We start from the raw sequence: 15,428 nt of genomic DNA, 5'->3' as shown, positions 1-15,428 counted from the left end.
CGTCGTGAGTTCGAACATGCTATCGGAGTGGTGTGAGTGGGTTTGCTGGTCATGGATGGTGCGAAGGTCCGTCGGCCCGACCCCTGTTGTTCAGCGCCTCGGCAATGGCCGTCGAGCCCTTGAACGCCCGGCGGCATTGAAGGCGTCATGAGCGGCCCGGCGGCTCGGAGATGAGTGCGGAGGCCGTGAACCGGCGGCCAGGGCAAGGGGGAATGGCTTGCCTCGAAAACCCTTGCCGGATGTCGCAAGCGGATTTCTCCCGGTGACGACGCCGGGGCCGCGGCAGGAAGCAAGCCGGAAACTCGCGGGGCGGGGCTTCCGGCGACCGGAGGCTCCGCCCGTGGGGTGACATCCTGCGCATGTCGGCCCGAGTGCCCGGAAAGATGTGGAATCTCCTGGTACCAGCAGGGAATGCCCAGGCCCTCGTATCCGCAGCGCGACCACACGGACCCCGGCGCACCACCCGAAGGGCGACGGCACCGGATCCGCGCCGCGTCACGCCGGGCGCTGCGCGGTATGACCGGCCCCGCGGCCCGAGACCCGGGTGCGCGACAGCCGCCGCCCGGCCCGCAGTACACGCCACACGTCAACCCCACGCTCCAGACGGCCGCCGCCTATGCCTGGCGGATCCTCGCGGTGGGGGCCGTCGTGTACGCGCTCTTCGCGGCGCTGGGGCGGTTCCACGAGCTGGCGGTAGCCGTCTTCCTCGGCCTGGTCACGACCGCGGTGCTGCGCCCGATCGCGGATCTGCTGGCCCGTCCGATGCCGCGTCCGCTCGCCGTCGCCGTGGCACTGCTCGGCAGTATCGCGCTCGTCCTGGGCGTACTGACACTCGTCGGCGAGGCGGTCGCCGGAGAACGTGCCGGGCTGGAACGGGAGTTCAGTGACGGCCTGGGCAGAATCGAGCACTGGCTCGAAGGGCCGCCGTTCCGGCTGGACCCGAAGACCCTCGACGACCTCCAGACGAAGATCGGGCAGTACCTGTCGAGCCATCGCTCCACCCTCATCAGCACGGCCGTCAGCGGAGTGGGCCGACTGGTCGAGGCGGTGACGGTGCTCGTACTGGCGCTGTTCTGCTCGGTCTTCTTCATGCACTCGGGCGACCGGCAGTGGGACTGGTTCTGCGAACAGCTTCCGGAAAAGGTCCAGGACCGGGTGGCGATCGCGGGCCGGGCCGCCTGGCGTACCTTCACCGGCTACACCCGCGGCATCATCCTGGTGGCGGGGACCAACGCCGTATTCGTGGGACTGGGACTGTTCGCCCTCGGAGTGCCGCTGGCTCTGCCACTGGCGCTGCTGGAGTTCTTCGCCGCCTTCGTCCCGTTGATCGGATCGCCGATCGCCCTCGCGATCGCGGCCGTGGTAGCGCTGGCGGCGAAAGGCCCGGTCGTGGCGGCCGTCGTCCTCGTCCTGGTCGTGGTCATCGGCCAGATCGAAGGCCATCTGCTCCACCCGCTCGTGATGGGCTGGGCGGTCCGGCTCCACCCGGTCGTGGTCGCGCTCTCGGTGATCGGCGGCGCGATCGCGGCGGGAGTGCTCGGAGCGGTGGTGGCCGTACCACTGGTGTCAGTCCTCTGGTCGGTCCGTCAGGCACTGCGCCGGGCAGGTGAAACAGTGCCCGCGCAGGGATGAGTGGCCTGTGCAGAGGAGAGGCGGGACACCGCCCTGCCCGCTCCGGTCCCGCCGGGGTACTGCGGAGCGGGCGCACCGGCTTGCGTCAGCGAGGTGTCAGGTGCTGCCTCCTCACCAGCAGGCCCTTCGGTGCCTCGACGTGCGCCGAGCCGTCGGCATCGACGGTGATGTCCAGTCGCTCGCCCGCGATGTCCAACCTCTCGACCTTCAGCGGCCGGTATGCCTCCGCGAATCCGGGCGCGACCGTGAGCGTTCCGCCGGGGACATCGGCCGAGAGCCCCAGTACCGACTGGAGGACCATCACGGACGAGGCCGCCGCCCACGCCTGCGGGCGGCAGGACGCGGGATAGGGCGACGGACGGGTGCCGGTCGCCGATCCATGGCCGGCGAACAGTTCGGGAAGCCTGCCGTCGAAGGCCGCCGACGAGGTCAGCAGTCCCTCGGACAGCGACGCGGCCTCTTGCGGGAACCCGGCCCTGACCAGGCCGTGCACGGCGATGGCCGTGTCGTGCGGCCAGATGGAACCGATGTGGTAGCCGTACGGGTTGTACGCCACGGAGTGGCTGCTCAGCGTCCGCAGACCATGGCCCGAGTCGAGGTCGGGTGCGCTGAGCCTGGCGGCCAGCAAGGCGCTTTCCTCATGGTCGAGCAGCCCCGTGCCCAGCAGGTGTCCGAAGCCCGACGTGACCGAGTCCACCGGCCTCCCGTCCCCGTCGAGTGCCACGGCCGGGTACGGTCCCCGCTCGTCCTCCACCCAGAAGTGGCGGCGGAACCGTTCGCGGAGCCGCTCGGCCCACTCCTCCCACCGGTCGGCGCCGGGGCGGTCGAAGGCGCGCAGCAGATCGGCACCGCCCCGGGCAGCCTCGTACGCGTACGCCTGGACCTCGCAGAGCGCGATCGGGGAAGCCGCGATGCGCCCGTCGCCGTAGCGGATGGAGTCGCCCGAGTCCTTCCAGCCCTGGTTGGCCAGGCCCCGGCCGGTGTGGTCGATGTACTTCAGGAACCCGTCCCCGTCCGCGTCGCCGTGGTCGCGCATCCAGGCGAGGGCGGACTCCGCGTGCGGCAGGAGTTGCTCGACCTGTTCGGGCGCCAGACCCCAGCGCCAGGAATCGTGCAGCAGGGTGATCCAGAGCGGGGTGGCGTCGACCGTGCCGTAGTAGCAGGGAGGCAGGGAGAAGTTCTCGTTGAAGTCCTGGGTGGCGCGGCGCACTTCGTGCAGGATCTTGCCCGGCTGTTCCTCGGTGCCCGGGTCGGACTTCGTGCCCTGTCTGCGGGCCAGGACGCGCAGCGTACCGGCGGCGAGCCCGGTGCCCAGCGGCAGCAGCATGCGGGCCGCCCAGAGGGAGTCGCGGCCGAAGAGGGTGAGGAACCACGGGGCTCCGGCAGCCAGGAACTGATCGGCCGGGTTCGCCGGATCGGTGAGCCGCAACCGGTCGAGGTCGGCCGCGGACCGGCTCAGCCAGTGGTCGAAGCGCCGGTCCGCGCTGCGCAGCCGAGGCGTGCGCCAGGGCAGGCTGTCCGCAGCAGGCGCGGGGAACTGGTCACCGTCCTCATGCGCCGCCTCGCAGCGCAGTTCGGCGGTCCACGAGGCGCCGGGAGCGAGCTCGATCTCGTACTCCAGCCGTCCGGTGGCCGGGTCGACGGCAGCGGGCTCCGGTGAACCGGTGAGACGTACGGCGAAGGTGTCCCGGGACCAGCAGAGGCCGCGCCCGGCGGCGGTGGCGGCCACCGGGCTCTGCGCGTGCCCGGACTTGACGCGCTCGATCGGGGCGAGGTCCGTCCCCGCGGTGACGATCAACCGGACACCGACGTGCTGCCGCCCCGCGTTGGCGACTTCGATGACCTCCTCCAGGCGCCCGGGAGCCAGGTGCCGGCGCCGGTGCAGGGTGACCGCCGGGTCCGGCGTGTCCTCGCCGAGGCCGCGCAGCACACCGCGGAAGGCCGCCCGGTCCGCTCCCTCCGGCCCTCCGGCCACCGGGGCGAGGACGACGCCGTCCGCCGCGACGGTCAGGCGGGCGAGCGCTCTGCTGTCGCCGTGGTAGAAGCCGTCGGCGGCACCGTCGATCTGCCCGTCCGCGCGCGAGATCACGAAGCTCGGCGCGTACAGCGTCACACAGGCGTCATGCAGGAACGGCTGGAGACCTCCCGCCGACGGGCCTGCCCCCGTCTCGGAGTTCGTTATGTCGTGGGTCTTGACAGTGGTGTCCAAAAGAGCAGAACCTCTCAGGCATTGGAGCGTTCCAAGAACCCTAACGACGACCTCAGGGCGTTGACAACGATTTTGGAACGCTCCAATGAACTCGTCCATTCGCACAACCGGTTCCGGAGACCCTCATGCCCCGCTCCTCCAACACCCCCACGACCAAGGCCGCTTCGGTGACCCTGGCCACGGTCGCGCAGCGGGCCGGAGTATCTCCGCAGACGGTGTCGAATGCGCTCAACTCGCCCGAACTGCTGCGTCCGGAGACCCTGGACCGCGTCCTGCGCACCATCGACGAACTGGGCTACCGTCCGCACCGGGCGGCGCAGACCCTGCGTACCCGCTCCAGCAAGCTCATCGGCTACGGCATCCGCCCCACCGCCCCGGGCGTCTCGGCCCCGGTCATGGACCGGTTCCTGCACGCCCTGTCCCAGACCGCCGCCGAGGCCGGCTACCGGATCCTGCTCTTCGCCACACCTCCCGACAGCGCGGGGCTCGACGGCTACGAGGAGCTCCTCGACCTCCACAGCGTGGACGGTTTCGTGCTGAGCGGCACCGAACGGGGCGACCGGCGACAGGCCTGGCTGGAGAAGCGCGGTGTGCCGTTCGTGGCCTTCGGCCGGATGTGGTCCGGCCGGCAGATCGGCGACTGGGTCGATGTGGACGGCGCCTCGGGCACGGACGCCGCGGTCGAGCACCTGGTGGGTCTGGGCCATCGCAGAATCGCGTTCCTCGGCTGGCCGCGCGGTTCGGGCGCCGGCGACGACCGCGCCGAGGGCTGGCAGCGCGCCATGCAACGGCACGGTCTTCCGGTGCGTGGCCGGCGGGCGCAGAGCGTCGACGACATCGGCTCGGCACAGGCCGCCGTCGGACCACTGCTGGACGCGGGCGCGACGGCCGTGGTCGCCGCCAGCGACATGCTCGCGCTGGGCTGCTATCACGCTCTGCGCGAGCGACGGCTCCTGCCGGGCACCGACGTCGCCGTCGTCGGTTTCGACGACAACCCCATGGCGGAGCTCCTGTCTCCCGGACTCTCCAGCATCGCCCAGCCGCTGGAAGCCGTGGGCCGCGAATGCGTCCGGCTCCTGCTGGCCCGGATGTCACGGGCCGGAGCCCCACCCGAGCGTGTCCTGCTCGAACCGGCCCTCGTCGTACGTGACAGCACGTCCGCGTCGGACGACTGAGCCCCCTCGCGCCGATCTGCTGACCCGTCACCCTCGCGCGCCGTCCCCCCGAACCACCCCCCGGCGCCCGTTCCACCGAACCACCACCCCCGCGCGCCCGTTCCACGGGCCACCGATTCACAGCGTGCCCTTTCCGGGCCGCTGAGCCGCAAGCCCCACCCCTCCTGGAGGAACTCATGGGAACCCGTATGGCCGTCGCCGCGCTCGCCACCTGCGCGACGCTGCTGGCCGCGACCGGCTGCTCGTCCAACTTCGGCAACGACAAGGAGCCGGAACAGGACAAGGCGGCCAAGCAGAAGCTGACCGTACTGATCGCCACCTCCGGGGACGCCGAGACCCGGGCGGTCAAGGCCGCCGCCGCCGCGTACGCGAAGCAGTCGGGCAACACGGTCTCCGTCGAGATCGCCAAGGACATGAACCAGCAGCTCGCCCAGTCCTTCGCCGGGCACAAGCCGCCGGACGTCTTCTACGTCAACTCCGACCAGTTCGCGAACTACGCGAAGGGCGGCTCGCTGTACCCGTACGGGGACCGGATATCCGACGCCGCCGACTTCTCCGAGCAGTTGCGCAACTCCTTCTCGTACGACGGGAAGCTGGTCTGTCTGCCCAAGGACACCTCCACCCTCGGACTGGCCATCAACACCGACCTGTGGAAGAAGGCCGGGCTGACGGAGAAGGACTACCCCAAGAGCTGGGAAGAGCTGAGGACCGTCGCGGCCGAGCTCACCAGGAACGGTGTCACCGGCCTGGTCACCAGCGACGAGTACCAGCGGCTCGGCGTCTTCATGCAGCAGGCGGGCGGCTGGCTCACCGACCCGGACCAGAAGAAGATGACCGCGGACACCGCGGAGAACGCCAAGGGGCTCGCCTTCGTCCAGTCCCTGCTCAAGTCGGGCTCGATGAAGTTCGCCAAGCAGGTGGACACCAGCTGGGGCGGTGAGGCGCTCGGCAAGGGCAAGGCCGCGATGACCATCGAGGGCAACTGGCTCGAAGGCGGCATGAAGCTCGACTACCCCGAGGTGAAGTACGCCGTCGCGCCGCTGCCCGCGGGGCCGGCCGGCCAGGGCACGCTCGCCTTCAGCAACTGCTGGGGCGTTGCCGCCGACAGCGCGCACCGCGATGCGGGCGTCGACCTCGTGAAGCACCTGACCTCGGCCAAGCAGCAACTCGCCTTCGCCGACGCGTTCGGAGTCATGCCGTCGCGGACGAGCGCACTCAAGACGTACGCCGAGAAGCGGCCCGCCGCCAAGGCCTGGGTGGACGGCAGCGCCCACGCCCAGGGCCCGGTGACGATCGCCGGCTTCGACAAGGTCCTGAGCCAGTTCAACACCGATCTGCAGTCGCTGCGCACCGCCGACCCGAAGAGGATCCTCGCCGACCTCCAGCGCAACGGCGAACAGGCGATCGCGAAGGGCAACTGAGCCCCATGCCCATCCGCACGACGCGCGTGCGCGGAGTCTCCCGTACCACCGGCTCGCCCGGCGCACCTGACAGCGCGCCCGGCGAGGCCGGCACGACCGCGAAGGCCCGCACCCGGCGCGCGGGCCTTCGCGGGGAGGGCACCTGGGGCTGGCTGTTCGTCAGCCCCATGGTGCTCGTCCTCGGACTGTTCATGGTGCTGCCCATCCTGATGGCGCTGTGGGTGAGCCTGCTGCACTGGGACGGCCAGTCCAACCCGTTCTCCGGGCAGGCCGATTTCGTCGGCCTGGACAACTACCGGTCGCTGCTCACACAGGACGGGCTCGACCGCACCCTGTTCGCCACGTCCCTGCGCAACAACCTCTATTACGTCCTGCTGACCGTCCCCCTGCAGACCTTGCTGGCACTGGTCCTGGCCCTGATCGTCAACCAGAGACTGCTGCGGGGGCGCGGGGCCCTGCGCACGACGTTCTACTTCCCGTCCGTCACCAGCTCCATCGCCGTCTCCACGGTCTTCCTCTTCCTCTTCCAGGGCAGTGGAGCCGTCAACTCCCTGCTGTCCTGGATCGGGATCAAGGGACCGAACTGGTTCGCGGACCCGCGCGGGGTGCTCTCCCTGGTCCTGGGAGGGCTGGGAGCCGTCGACCCCCAACGCCCCACCGGCATGCTGGCCGATCACTCCACGCTGGGGCTGTCGTGGTTCGAGTGGCTCTCGGGCCCCTCGGTCGCGATGTGCACGCTCATCCTGCTTGCCGTGTGGACGACCTCCGGCACCTTCATGCTGATCTTCCTCGCGGCGCTCCAGAACATCCCGCGCGAGCTGGAGGAGTCGGCGGCGATGGAGGGCGTCAACCGCCGGCAGATGCTGTGGCACGTGACGCTGCCCGCCCTGCGGCCCGTGCTGTTCCTCGTTCTGACACTCGGGCTGATCTCCACCTGGCAGGTGTTCGACCAGGTGTACGTGATGGGCCAGGGCGCCCCGGGCAATACGACGCTCACGCCCGCCTTCCTGTCGTACTCGGCGGGCTTCGACAACGCGGACTTCGGGCAGGGCTCGGCGATCGCGTTCATCCTGCTCGCCCTGATCCTCGTCCTGACCGCGTTCCAGCGCTGGGTGCTGCGGGAGCGCGGCGTACGTACCGGGAGAAACCGATGACCGCCGCCACGGCCGTGAGCGACCGGGCCCGCCGCACTCCGCAGGACCGGGGCCGACCCGTCCTGAGCCGATTCCGCCTGCCCTGGCGGCTGGTGGGGTACGCCGCGGTGGCCGGGCTGGGCCTGCTCTACCTGCTGCCGTTCGCCCTTCAGTTGGTGACCGGCTTCAAGACGGACCCGGACGCCGCAGCGCACCCGTTGGCCCTGCTGCCGACCACTCCGACCACGGCCGCGTACCAGCGGCTGTTCGGGCTCAGCCAGGCCGCGGACGGGGTGCCCTTCCTGCGCTGGCTGGGCAACTCGGCTCTGATCGCGGTGCTGGTGACGGCGGGCCGGGTGCTGTTCGACTCCATGGCGGGATATGCGCTGGCACGGCTGCGGTTCCGGGGCCGCTCGATACTGTTCGGCTTCGTGCTCGCCGTGATGGCGGTGCCCGGTGTGGCCCTGCTCATCCCGAAGTTCCTGGTGCTGAACACCTTCGGCCTCTTCGACACCTACACCGGCATGATCCTGCCGTTGCTGGTGGACGCGGCGGGCATCTTCATCATGAAGCAGTTCTTCGAGTCGGTGCCGCGCGAGGTCGAGGAAGCGGCACGGGTCGACGGGGCCGGGGTGTTCCGGATCTTCTGGTCCGTCGTCCTGCCGATGGCCAGACCGGCATTGATCACCCTGACGATCCTGTCGTTCCAGGGGTCGTGGAACGAGTTCACGCACTTCCTCGTCAGCACGCAGTCGGGTCAGTACGAGACGCTGACCACGGGTTTGGCCCGCTTCGTCTCGGGCGGGCTCGGCGGTGGAACGCAGTACCCGCTGAAACTCGCGGCGGCCCTGCTGTCCACCCTTCCGGTGGCCGCGCTCTTCTTCTGCTTCCAGCGCTACTTCGTCAGTGGCGCCAACGCGGGCGCGGTCAAGGAGTGAGGATGCTCGGCGTGCGCCCCGGGGACGGTCCGAGGGCCGCCTTGTTTCGTCAAGGCGCCGCGCCTCGGGCTGTCGCCGTGGGCTGGGTGTCCAGCAGGTCCAGCCGGTGCCGGACGGCATCGACCGCTCCGGGGCGCCGGCCGGGCACGTGGTGGCGCAAGGCGTCCAGGGGCGGGCCGAGTTCCCGGGCCCGCTGCGGGTCGCGAAGTTGCTGCCACTGGTGGTGGGCGCGGTCCACGGCGCTCTCCACGGCCGGGTCGTCCGGCGGCTGCTGCCGGGCCAGGCGGGCGTCGGCGGCAGCCATCCACAGCTCGCAGCTGCGCGCCGGATCGTCGGCCAGACGAGCGAGGTCGGCCCGGACCTCCAGCCAGTGGATGGCCTGCACGGAGCCCACGCCGTGGGTACGCAGAGCCCACCCCTCCCATATCGCCGCGAGCGACGCGGCCTCGCCGTGCCGCCCCGCCTGGGCCGCGGCAAGAATCGCGGGCAGCGGATCCTCTTCGGCCGTCGCCCCGGTCGTCTCCGCGACCGGAACAGGCGCCTGGTGGGGCTGCTGCGCTGCCTGGGCAGCCGGCGCCACAGGGGAGGGGACGGAGAGCGTGGCCGGGTCGCCGATGGACAGGAAGAGTGCGTCGTCGGGGCCGACCTGGGCGGCGGCCTGTTCGTGGAGCCGGGCGAGCGGCGGGTTGAGGCCACTGCGCCAGGTGGTGGCGAAGGCCTTCAAATAGGCCGGCTCCGCGATCTGACGGCGGGGCGGTGGCGGGACGATCCGGCCGTACAGGCGGATCCCGTAACCGAGAACAAGGCCCTCGGCACGGAGCTGCTGCCAGGCGTCCTGGGCGGCGACCATGTCGATGACGACGGTGGTGGAACCCGGTCGGCGCAGCTTGAGTTCGCTGGCCAGCCAGTGCCAGGGCAGTGCGGTGTAGCGCAGCGTGGCCGGCGTGGTCGTCCGGGCGAGTGCGAGATGGATCAGGCGCTGCTTGTGGTCGAGGTGGAGCTGACCGGCTATGTAAAGGGTGAGCGGGCCGGGCGCGGCTGCTGCCGCGCGGATGCGGGTGAGGACGGTCTGCGGGTCGGTCGGGTCGGCGAGTTCCACGAGGGTGGCCGCCGCCGCGCCGGCCAGGACGCCGGGCGGGACCGCGGCGAGCGTGGGCAGAGCACTGGTCGCGTCGATGAGACAGCCCTTGCCGGCCGGGGCCGCCGCGATCAGCAGCGCGGTCCCGGATCCCATGTCCTCCCCGTTGATCAGCACAACAGCACGGTAGCCGCTGCCCGGCCCGGGAACGTAATCAGCGGCCGACTCGCTTCCGGCGCGGGGCCGGCCAAGTGGCTGCTCCGCCGTCGACGGCCCGTGCGCCCAGCGGCACCGCGGGCCGACAGCTCATCCGCGGCGGCAGGCCGCCGACGGTGCCGCCGAGTCCCCGGCAGCGACGATGCGTACTGGTCAACGTCTCGTCCATGAGCAAGCGGCCCAGGGCGCCGGTGCTCGGTGCGCTGCGTGCGGCCAGGTCCGGCACGCCGGATCCGGCGTGCCGGATGGTCAATTTGCTCGGCGACCGAAGCCCGTCGCTGAGCCGCACCGCATCGCGGGTCACCGCCGTCGCTTTCGTGCCGGGGCCGTTGAGTACGCTCACACCGAGCCCGGTCAACTGCCCGGCGACCGCGCTGCGGCACCACGCGTGCAGGAATTCAACCGACAGCCACCTGGACATCAACGGGTGACCTGCTGGGACGGGATGGGGCCGGCCGGATTCGAACCGGCGTCCTCCCACACGCGGTGAAGGCGCGACGACCACTGCGCTACGAGCCCCATCCCGCTGCTGATCATACAACTCACCCGCATTCGGGCGCCCTTGAATTGCCGAAGGCGACGATGGCTCGATCTCCGTCCGTACTGCGGGCCGGAGTTCCAGCGATGGCGGCGGGCCCAGCGCGTCATCCAGATCCTCGGCGGCGACAGACGATGTCCGGCTCGCATGTGCGACCGGCCACGTGGTCCCTCGTCGACCAGGGCCGGATCCCCTGGACGGATCTCGCCCACTGCTACGGTCCGACGACCGACGGGGAGTAGGGCCGGTACGACAACACGGTGACCGACGCGTGGGCGCGCCTTCCCTTCCGGTTCAGCGGCCGATCGCAGTCTCCCGGTCGAGGCGTGACAGCTTCTCGGGATTGCGGACTGCGTAGAGGCCGGCGATGAGGCCGTCTTCGACGCGCACCGCCAGGACGGTGTCGATCCGGCCTTCCTTGCGCAGGATCAGTGCAGGGCGGCCGTTGACCCTGGTCGGCTGCAAGGTTGCGGACATGAGCCTGCTCAGCACGTCGACCACTGTCTCGGCGCCCACGACGGGCTCCAGTGCGGCCCGTACGACTCCACCGCCGTCGGTCAGCAGCACGACATCCGGAGCGATCATGTCGAGCAGGCGCTGCAAGTCGCCGGTTTCGACAGCCTGTTGAAAAGCGGCGATCACACTGCGCGTCTCGGCCGGGGAGACCGCCTCACGCGGTCGGCGCGCCGTGACGTGGGCCCGCGCGCGGTGGGCGATCTGCCGGACGGCGGCCGGGGACTTGTCGACCGCCTGCGCGATCTCGTCGTACCCGAGCTCGAACACCTCGCGCAGCACGAACACGGCCCGCTCGGTCGGCGCGAGCGTCTCCAGCACGAGCAGCATCGCCATGGAGACGTTGTCGGCCAACTCGATGTCCTCGGCGACATCGGGCGCGGTCAGCAGGGGTTCGGGCAGCCACGGGCCGACGTAGGACTCCTTGCGCCGGCGCAGCGTACGCAGCCGGGTCAAGGCCTGGCGGGTGGTGATGCGGACCAGGAAGGCGCGAGGGTCCCGCACCGTGTCGTGGTCGATGTCCGCCCAGCGCAGCCAGGTCTCCTGAAGGACGTCCTCGGCGTCGGTGGCGGAGCCGAGCATCTCGTAGGCAACGGTGAAGAGCAGGTTGCGGTGGGCGATGAACGCCTCGGTGGGGGAATCCGTCCGCCCGGCGTGAGTGCTGGGCCCGGTCGTGCCGGTCGCCCGCTCGGTGCGCTCGTCCATCGTCGGCTCCTGACTGTCGCGCCTCTTGTCCGTGTCGCGCACAAGACGCCGCCCATCGCTCTCCTGTGACGGAGCGCGGCGGTGGCTTTCGTCACATCGCCGTGCTGTCACAGGGCCGCGGCGACCGGCGCCTTGTGTGCGTCAGGATGCTGCGCGGACGATCCGCGCGGCACACGATTCCACGAGCGAGGACGTTGTGATGGAACCCCGTATGAACCTGTTCGCCCACGAGATCGGCGCCAGGATCGGCAAGCGGATCTTTGCCGTCAGCCAAGTGATCCAGGAGTCGCCTCTGCCCAAATCGACCCAGGAGCTGGTGCAGCTGCGCGCCAGCCAGATCAATGGCTGCGGTTTCTGCGTCGACATCCACACCAAGGACGCCGCCGCCTCCGGCGAGACCTCGGCCCGGCTGAACCTGGTCGCCGCCTGGCGCCACTCCACCGTTTTCACCGAGGCCGAGCGGGCCGCGCTCGCTCTCACCGAGGAGGGCACCCGCATCATCGACGGCCACGAGGGCGTCTCCGACGAGACCTGGGCCCAGGTGCGCCAGCACTATGACGACGACCGGACCATCGCGCTGGTCTCCCTGATCGCCGTGATCAACGCGACCAACCGGCTCGGCGTGATCCTCAACAACCGGGGCGGCGCCTACGAGCCCGGCGATCTCGCCACCGTCGCAGGCTGATCACATCCATGTCGTCGGGCCGGCCCGGATCGAATGATCGAGGCCGGCCCGACGGCATGGCCACCTGACACACCCTGCGCAGGGCGGGCAAGATCTCGGGCCTGCATGGTCCGCGATCACTGCAAGGCGACACGGAAGCGTGTTCCTCCGGGCAACCGAGGGGTGACAGCACGCGTCTCCAAGATCGAAGCGAGCCACGGGGGCAGGCATGAGGGGACAGGAACATGGAGGAGGTCGCGGGTTCCGCGGTCGTGCGAGTCCTGAAGGGCGTGGGCTGGCTCGCGGTCAACGTGGTCGGCGCGGTGGGTGACCTGCTCGCCACCCACATCCCTTGGAACAAGCGGAGCGGGCGCTCATCCACGGACAAGTAGCCCCGGGGTCACGCGTCCGGCAGGAGAAGCCAGACCTCGGAGAAGGCGAGGCCGTGATCGTGGGTCACCACCCCGCACGGACAGCCCAGCGAGATCAGGCGCCCATCACAGGTCACCGTCCACGGGCCGTCCTCACCGCCGCACGCCGGGCAGCTCACGGTCTCGGCCGTCCACACCCCGAAAGCGGGCCTGCCGTAACGACGGAAGCGGCCCGCGTACCGGACCTGCCAGGGCTCGACCGGGGGAGCGAGCGGGGTGGTACCGGCCCTGCTTGCCGAGGCCAGCATGGTGAACAGCGTGATCAGCTCGGGGAGCAGGGCCTCGCCGGCCTCTGTCGGCGGCACGACCAGGCCGTTCGCTGTCCCTGCCGGGGTCCCGTATCTCGGTGCCGCCGCTGCGCGCGGCGGGTTCGGGGCGGCGTGCCAGGGCAGGAAGGCGCGTGCGACGGCTGCCAGAAGGGCCACTGCGGGCGGGCTGACGACGCCTGCGTCGAGGTGGTGGAGGGCGGTGCGCAGGATGCGTTGGAGGCGCCGGTCCCGGTCCGTGGCCAGTATCCGTGCAGCCGTTGCACGCCTGGCCGGAAGCGGGGCCGCGAGGCGGGCCAGGACGGCCGTTGCTGCCTCGGAGTCCGCCGTGACTGGGCGCCACTCTCCACTGGTCAGGAGCCGCCGCGCCCGATCGGCCTCACGGGCCAGGGCTCGCGACGGCAGTGCCCGGGCATTCAAGGCCGCCCCCTGGTTCTCGTGCACGCTCGTCCCGGCCCCGCCATTCCCGTTCTGTGTCTGTCGCGGCGTCCCCGAGCACCCGCTGCGTACGCCGGTGGACATTCCATCAATTGACTGCTCCGGTTCACAAGGGGCCTCAGCAGGGCCCCCCGCACGTAGCCCGAAGTCCGCCCTCGGCCGCCCGTGGCGTCACGAAGGCCGGTCGGGCCGAGGGGGACGCGCAGCAAGGTGGTGACGATCAGCGCCGCGTGCAGCTCGGCGTCCTCGGCCGTGGGCATGGCGGCGCCGATCTGTCGATCTGTCGGACGAGGGCGGCGCGGACGTGATCGGCTGCTGACGGATCGGTGAGCATGGAGCGCAGACGTGGACGGACGCGTCAGTCCTGGGTCGTTGCGGAAAGAGCTTCGGTGATCATGCGGGCGGCGAAGTCGCGGTCGTCAGTGAGCCGATTGATGTGCTCCGCGAGCAGCAAGGCAGTGGCTTCCAGCGAATTCATCTCGTCCCCGGTCCAGTCTCCGTACTGCTTGCGCCACAGGCTGGGGCTCAGGCCGGTGCCGGCCGCGACCACCAGGCCGGTCATGGTGGGGATGACTTCCGGACGGATGCTCCTGGGCATCATGCGCAGCGAGGTCACGAAGCCGGGCACCACGTATTCGATGACGTCCTTGTCGTGTTCTTCGTAGGCCATCCGGAGCCACTGCATGAACATGTAGATGAGTGTGCACGCGCCGTCCAGTACGTCATTGGCTTCCTCGGGTCCCAGTGACGCGGTGAACTGGTCCATCAGCTGCTGCTGTTCGGAGTCTGTACCGGTCCGGCCGTCGTAGATGGCCTTGAGCCGGGAGTCGATCGCCATGAGCGCTACACCCACATCGCCGGCAGGAGCGTATGCGGGGTCGCAGGGTGATGACACAGGATTCCTTCCGGAGTGACTTTGGGTAATGTGGCGAGTTCATACGGTAGCTGCTGCTGGGGTGGTCGTCCGAGGAATCGCGGATGATCGCTCCGCAGGGAGCGGGCCTCGAGAAGGTCCGTCGGGAGGTACCGTCCACTGCGCGTCCGAAGGCTGCCGAGGCGAGGCCGAGGCAGAAGCCGAGGGCGCAGCCGGCATCGCAGGCCAGGCCCGTATCCGCGCCGACCTGCATCCCTGAGGGTTGTGACGGGACCGTCATCGATCTCACGGTCCTCATGGCCCTCGCCGGTCGGCGTGACTCCGGTCGTCGGGCGCGCCTCACCAACTCCGCCCGGCTCACCGGCATTCGCCCGGCTCGGAGTGCGTGCTCGACTTCACCACGGTGAGGAGGCGGTGCCGGTACCCTTCGGCCATGAGTGATCATCCAGCTCCAGCCGCGGCCGGTCGGTATCCGCGACGCGGAACCGCCGGGTATGCCGAGGCGGCGGATGCGCTCGCGGTTCAGTACGAGGAAGTCACCTTCGACGAAGTCCACCGCGACGTGCTGCGGTTCGTCCCTGTGAACCCGGGCCGGATTCTGGACGTGGGCGCGGGAACCGGGCGCGATGCCGCCGCGTTGGCGGCTCGCGGACACAGGGTCGTGGCTGTCGAGCCGACGCCGGAACTCCGGCATCACGCCCAGCGACTTCACCCGGGCAGTGGCATCGAATGGGTCGATGACGCCCTCCCGGACCTGACACTGAGCGGGCTCCTGGACCGGTTCGACGCGGTCTTCGTCACCGCGGTGTGGATGCATCTGGACGCCGAGGAACGTCGACGGGCGATGGCCAGGATCACCGCGTTGCTGGTTTCCGGCGGACGTTTCTTCGTGAATCTCCGTCACGGCCCTGTGCCCGAGGGCCGCCACATGTTCGACGTGTCTGCGGCTGAGACAGCCGAGTTGGGGAGCGTGCACGGATTGCGCATCGTCCATTGCGGCGAGCGTCCCGATCTTCATGGTCGTGACGACGTCCGATGGAGCTGCCTGGTCCTCCGAGCGGAAGGGGTCGGCAACGCGCCTTCCGGGACCGCATAGGGATGCGTAACGGCAGCCGCGCGTATCAGAGTTGATGTTGTGGCGAGGCGGTCCGGGTGCGTCTTTCCGTCATGGCGGCGGTGTTCGCTTGTCAGAGGCGT

The 15,428-nt window shown here is 70.2% G+C and carries 14 protein-coding genes and 1 tRNA gene; 9 read left to right on the top strand and 6 right to left on the bottom strand.

What is annotated here, in order from left to right; genetic code table 11:
- Nucleotides 1-516 precede the first annotated feature (516 nt).
- The gene (locus IE107_RS20680; RefSeq protein WP_189545394.1) at nt 517-1,632 is read left to right on the top strand and encodes an AI-2E family transporter; all 1,116 of its coding nucleotides are present in this window, start codon (nt 517-519) and stop codon (nt 1,630-1,632) included.
- 85 nt (nt 1,633-1,717) lie between these two features.
- Here the strand turns inward: IE107_RS20680 and IE107_RS20675 are convergent, their stop codons facing one another.
- Entirely contained in the window at nt 1,718-3,841 is a 2,124-nt protein-coding gene (locus IE107_RS20675) for an amylo-alpha-1,6-glucosidase (RefSeq protein WP_189545314.1), read from the bottom strand.
- A gap of 125 nt (nt 3,842-3,966) precedes the next feature.
- Here IE107_RS20675 and IE107_RS20670 point away from each other — a divergent pair, with 125 nt between their 5' ends.
- The 4 genes from IE107_RS20670 (at nt 3,967) to IE107_RS20655 (ending at nt 8,508) form a co-directional block, all read left to right on the top strand.
- Nucleotides 3,967-5,016, top strand: coding sequence for a LacI family DNA-binding transcriptional regulator (locus IE107_RS20670; RefSeq protein WP_189545313.1), 1,050 nt, complete (start codon nt 3,967-3,969; stop codon nt 5,014-5,016).
- Between the two features lie 176 nt (nt 5,017-5,192).
- Nucleotides 5,193-6,437, top strand: a complete 1,245-nt coding sequence (locus IE107_RS20665; protein WP_189545312.1) for a sugar ABC transporter substrate-binding protein — start codon at nt 5,193-5,195, stop codon at nt 6,435-6,437.
- A gap of 5 nt (nt 6,438-6,442) precedes the next feature.
- The gene (locus IE107_RS20660) at nt 6,443-7,591 is read left to right on the top strand and encodes a carbohydrate ABC transporter permease (protein ID WP_189545311.1); all 1,149 of its coding nucleotides are present in this window, start codon (nt 6,443-6,445) and stop codon (nt 7,589-7,591) included.
- Nucleotides 7,588-8,508 (top strand): carbohydrate ABC transporter permease, encoded by a 921-nt coding sequence (locus tag IE107_RS20655; RefSeq protein ID WP_189545310.1) that lies wholly within the window; start codon nt 7,588-7,590, stop codon nt 8,506-8,508. The genes IE107_RS20660 and IE107_RS20655 overlap by 4 nt, the downstream gene beginning before the upstream one ends.
- 49 nt (nt 8,509-8,557) lie before the next feature.
- Here IE107_RS20655 and IE107_RS20650 read toward each other — a convergent pair whose 3' ends face one another.
- On the bottom strand, nt 8,558-9,763 hold the full coding sequence (locus tag IE107_RS20650; protein ID WP_229867127.1) for a hypothetical protein: 1,206 nt from the start codon (nt 9,761-9,763) through the stop codon (nt 8,558-8,560).
- 206 nt (nt 9,764-9,969) lie between these two features.
- On the opposite strand from IE107_RS20650, the gene IE107_RS36165 reads away from it, so the two are divergent.
- Nucleotides 9,970-10,233 carry a hypothetical protein gene (locus tag IE107_RS36165; RefSeq protein ID WP_189545309.1) on the top strand — a complete coding sequence of 88 codons (264 nt, stop codon included), beginning with the start codon at nt 9,970-9,972 and terminating at the stop codon, nt 10,231-10,233.
- Nucleotides 10,234-10,248: 15 nt separating this feature from the next.
- Here the strand turns inward: IE107_RS36165 and IE107_RS20640 are convergent.
- A tRNA-OTHER gene (locus IE107_RS20640) sits at nt 10,249-10,322 on the bottom strand.
- 312 nt (nt 10,323-10,634) lie between these two features.
- Nucleotides 10,635-11,558, bottom strand: a complete 924-nt coding sequence (locus IE107_RS20635) for an RNA polymerase sigma-70 factor (RefSeq protein WP_189545308.1) — start codon at nt 11,556-11,558, stop codon at nt 10,635-10,637.
- Nucleotides 11,559-11,757: 199 nt separating this feature from the next.
- Between IE107_RS20635 and IE107_RS20630 the strand changes: the two genes are divergently transcribed.
- Together IE107_RS20630 and IE107_RS20625 are read left to right on the top strand one after the other, a co-directional pair.
- A complete protein-coding gene (locus IE107_RS20630; protein ID WP_189545307.1) occupies nt 11,758-12,243 on the top strand; it encodes a carboxymuconolactone decarboxylase family protein in 486 nt (161 codons plus the stop codon).
- A gap of 224 nt (nt 12,244-12,467) precedes the next feature.
- Nucleotides 12,468-12,614 carry a hypothetical protein gene (locus IE107_RS20625; RefSeq protein ID WP_189545306.1) on the top strand — a complete coding sequence of 49 codons (147 nt, stop codon included), beginning with the start codon at nt 12,468-12,470 and terminating at the stop codon, nt 12,612-12,614.
- Between the two features lie 8 nt (nt 12,615-12,622).
- Here the strand turns inward: IE107_RS20625 and IE107_RS20620 are convergent, their stop codons facing one another.
- Entirely contained in the window at nt 12,623-13,339 is a 717-nt protein-coding gene (locus IE107_RS20620) for a hypothetical protein (RefSeq protein ID WP_229867126.1), read from the bottom strand.
- 376 nt (nt 13,340-13,715) lie between these two features.
- Nucleotides 13,716-14,252, bottom strand: a complete 537-nt coding sequence (locus IE107_RS20615) for a hypothetical protein (protein WP_189545304.1) — start codon at nt 14,250-14,252, stop codon at nt 13,716-13,718.
- Between the two features lie 364 nt (nt 14,253-14,616).
- Here IE107_RS20615 and IE107_RS20610 point away from each other — a divergent pair, with 364 nt between their 5' ends.
- A complete protein-coding gene (locus tag IE107_RS20610; RefSeq protein ID WP_229867125.1) occupies nt 14,617-15,327 on the top strand; it encodes a class I SAM-dependent methyltransferase in 711 nt (236 codons plus the stop codon).
- Nucleotides 15,328-15,428: the final 101 nt, after the last annotated feature.

The sequence above is a fragment of the Streptomyces gelaticus genome (assembly GCF_014649535.1).
Lineage (GTDB): Bacteria > Actinomycetota > Actinomycetes > Streptomycetales > Streptomycetaceae > Streptomyces > Streptomyces gelaticus.
This window is presented reverse-complemented; position numbering and strand designations above follow the sequence as displayed.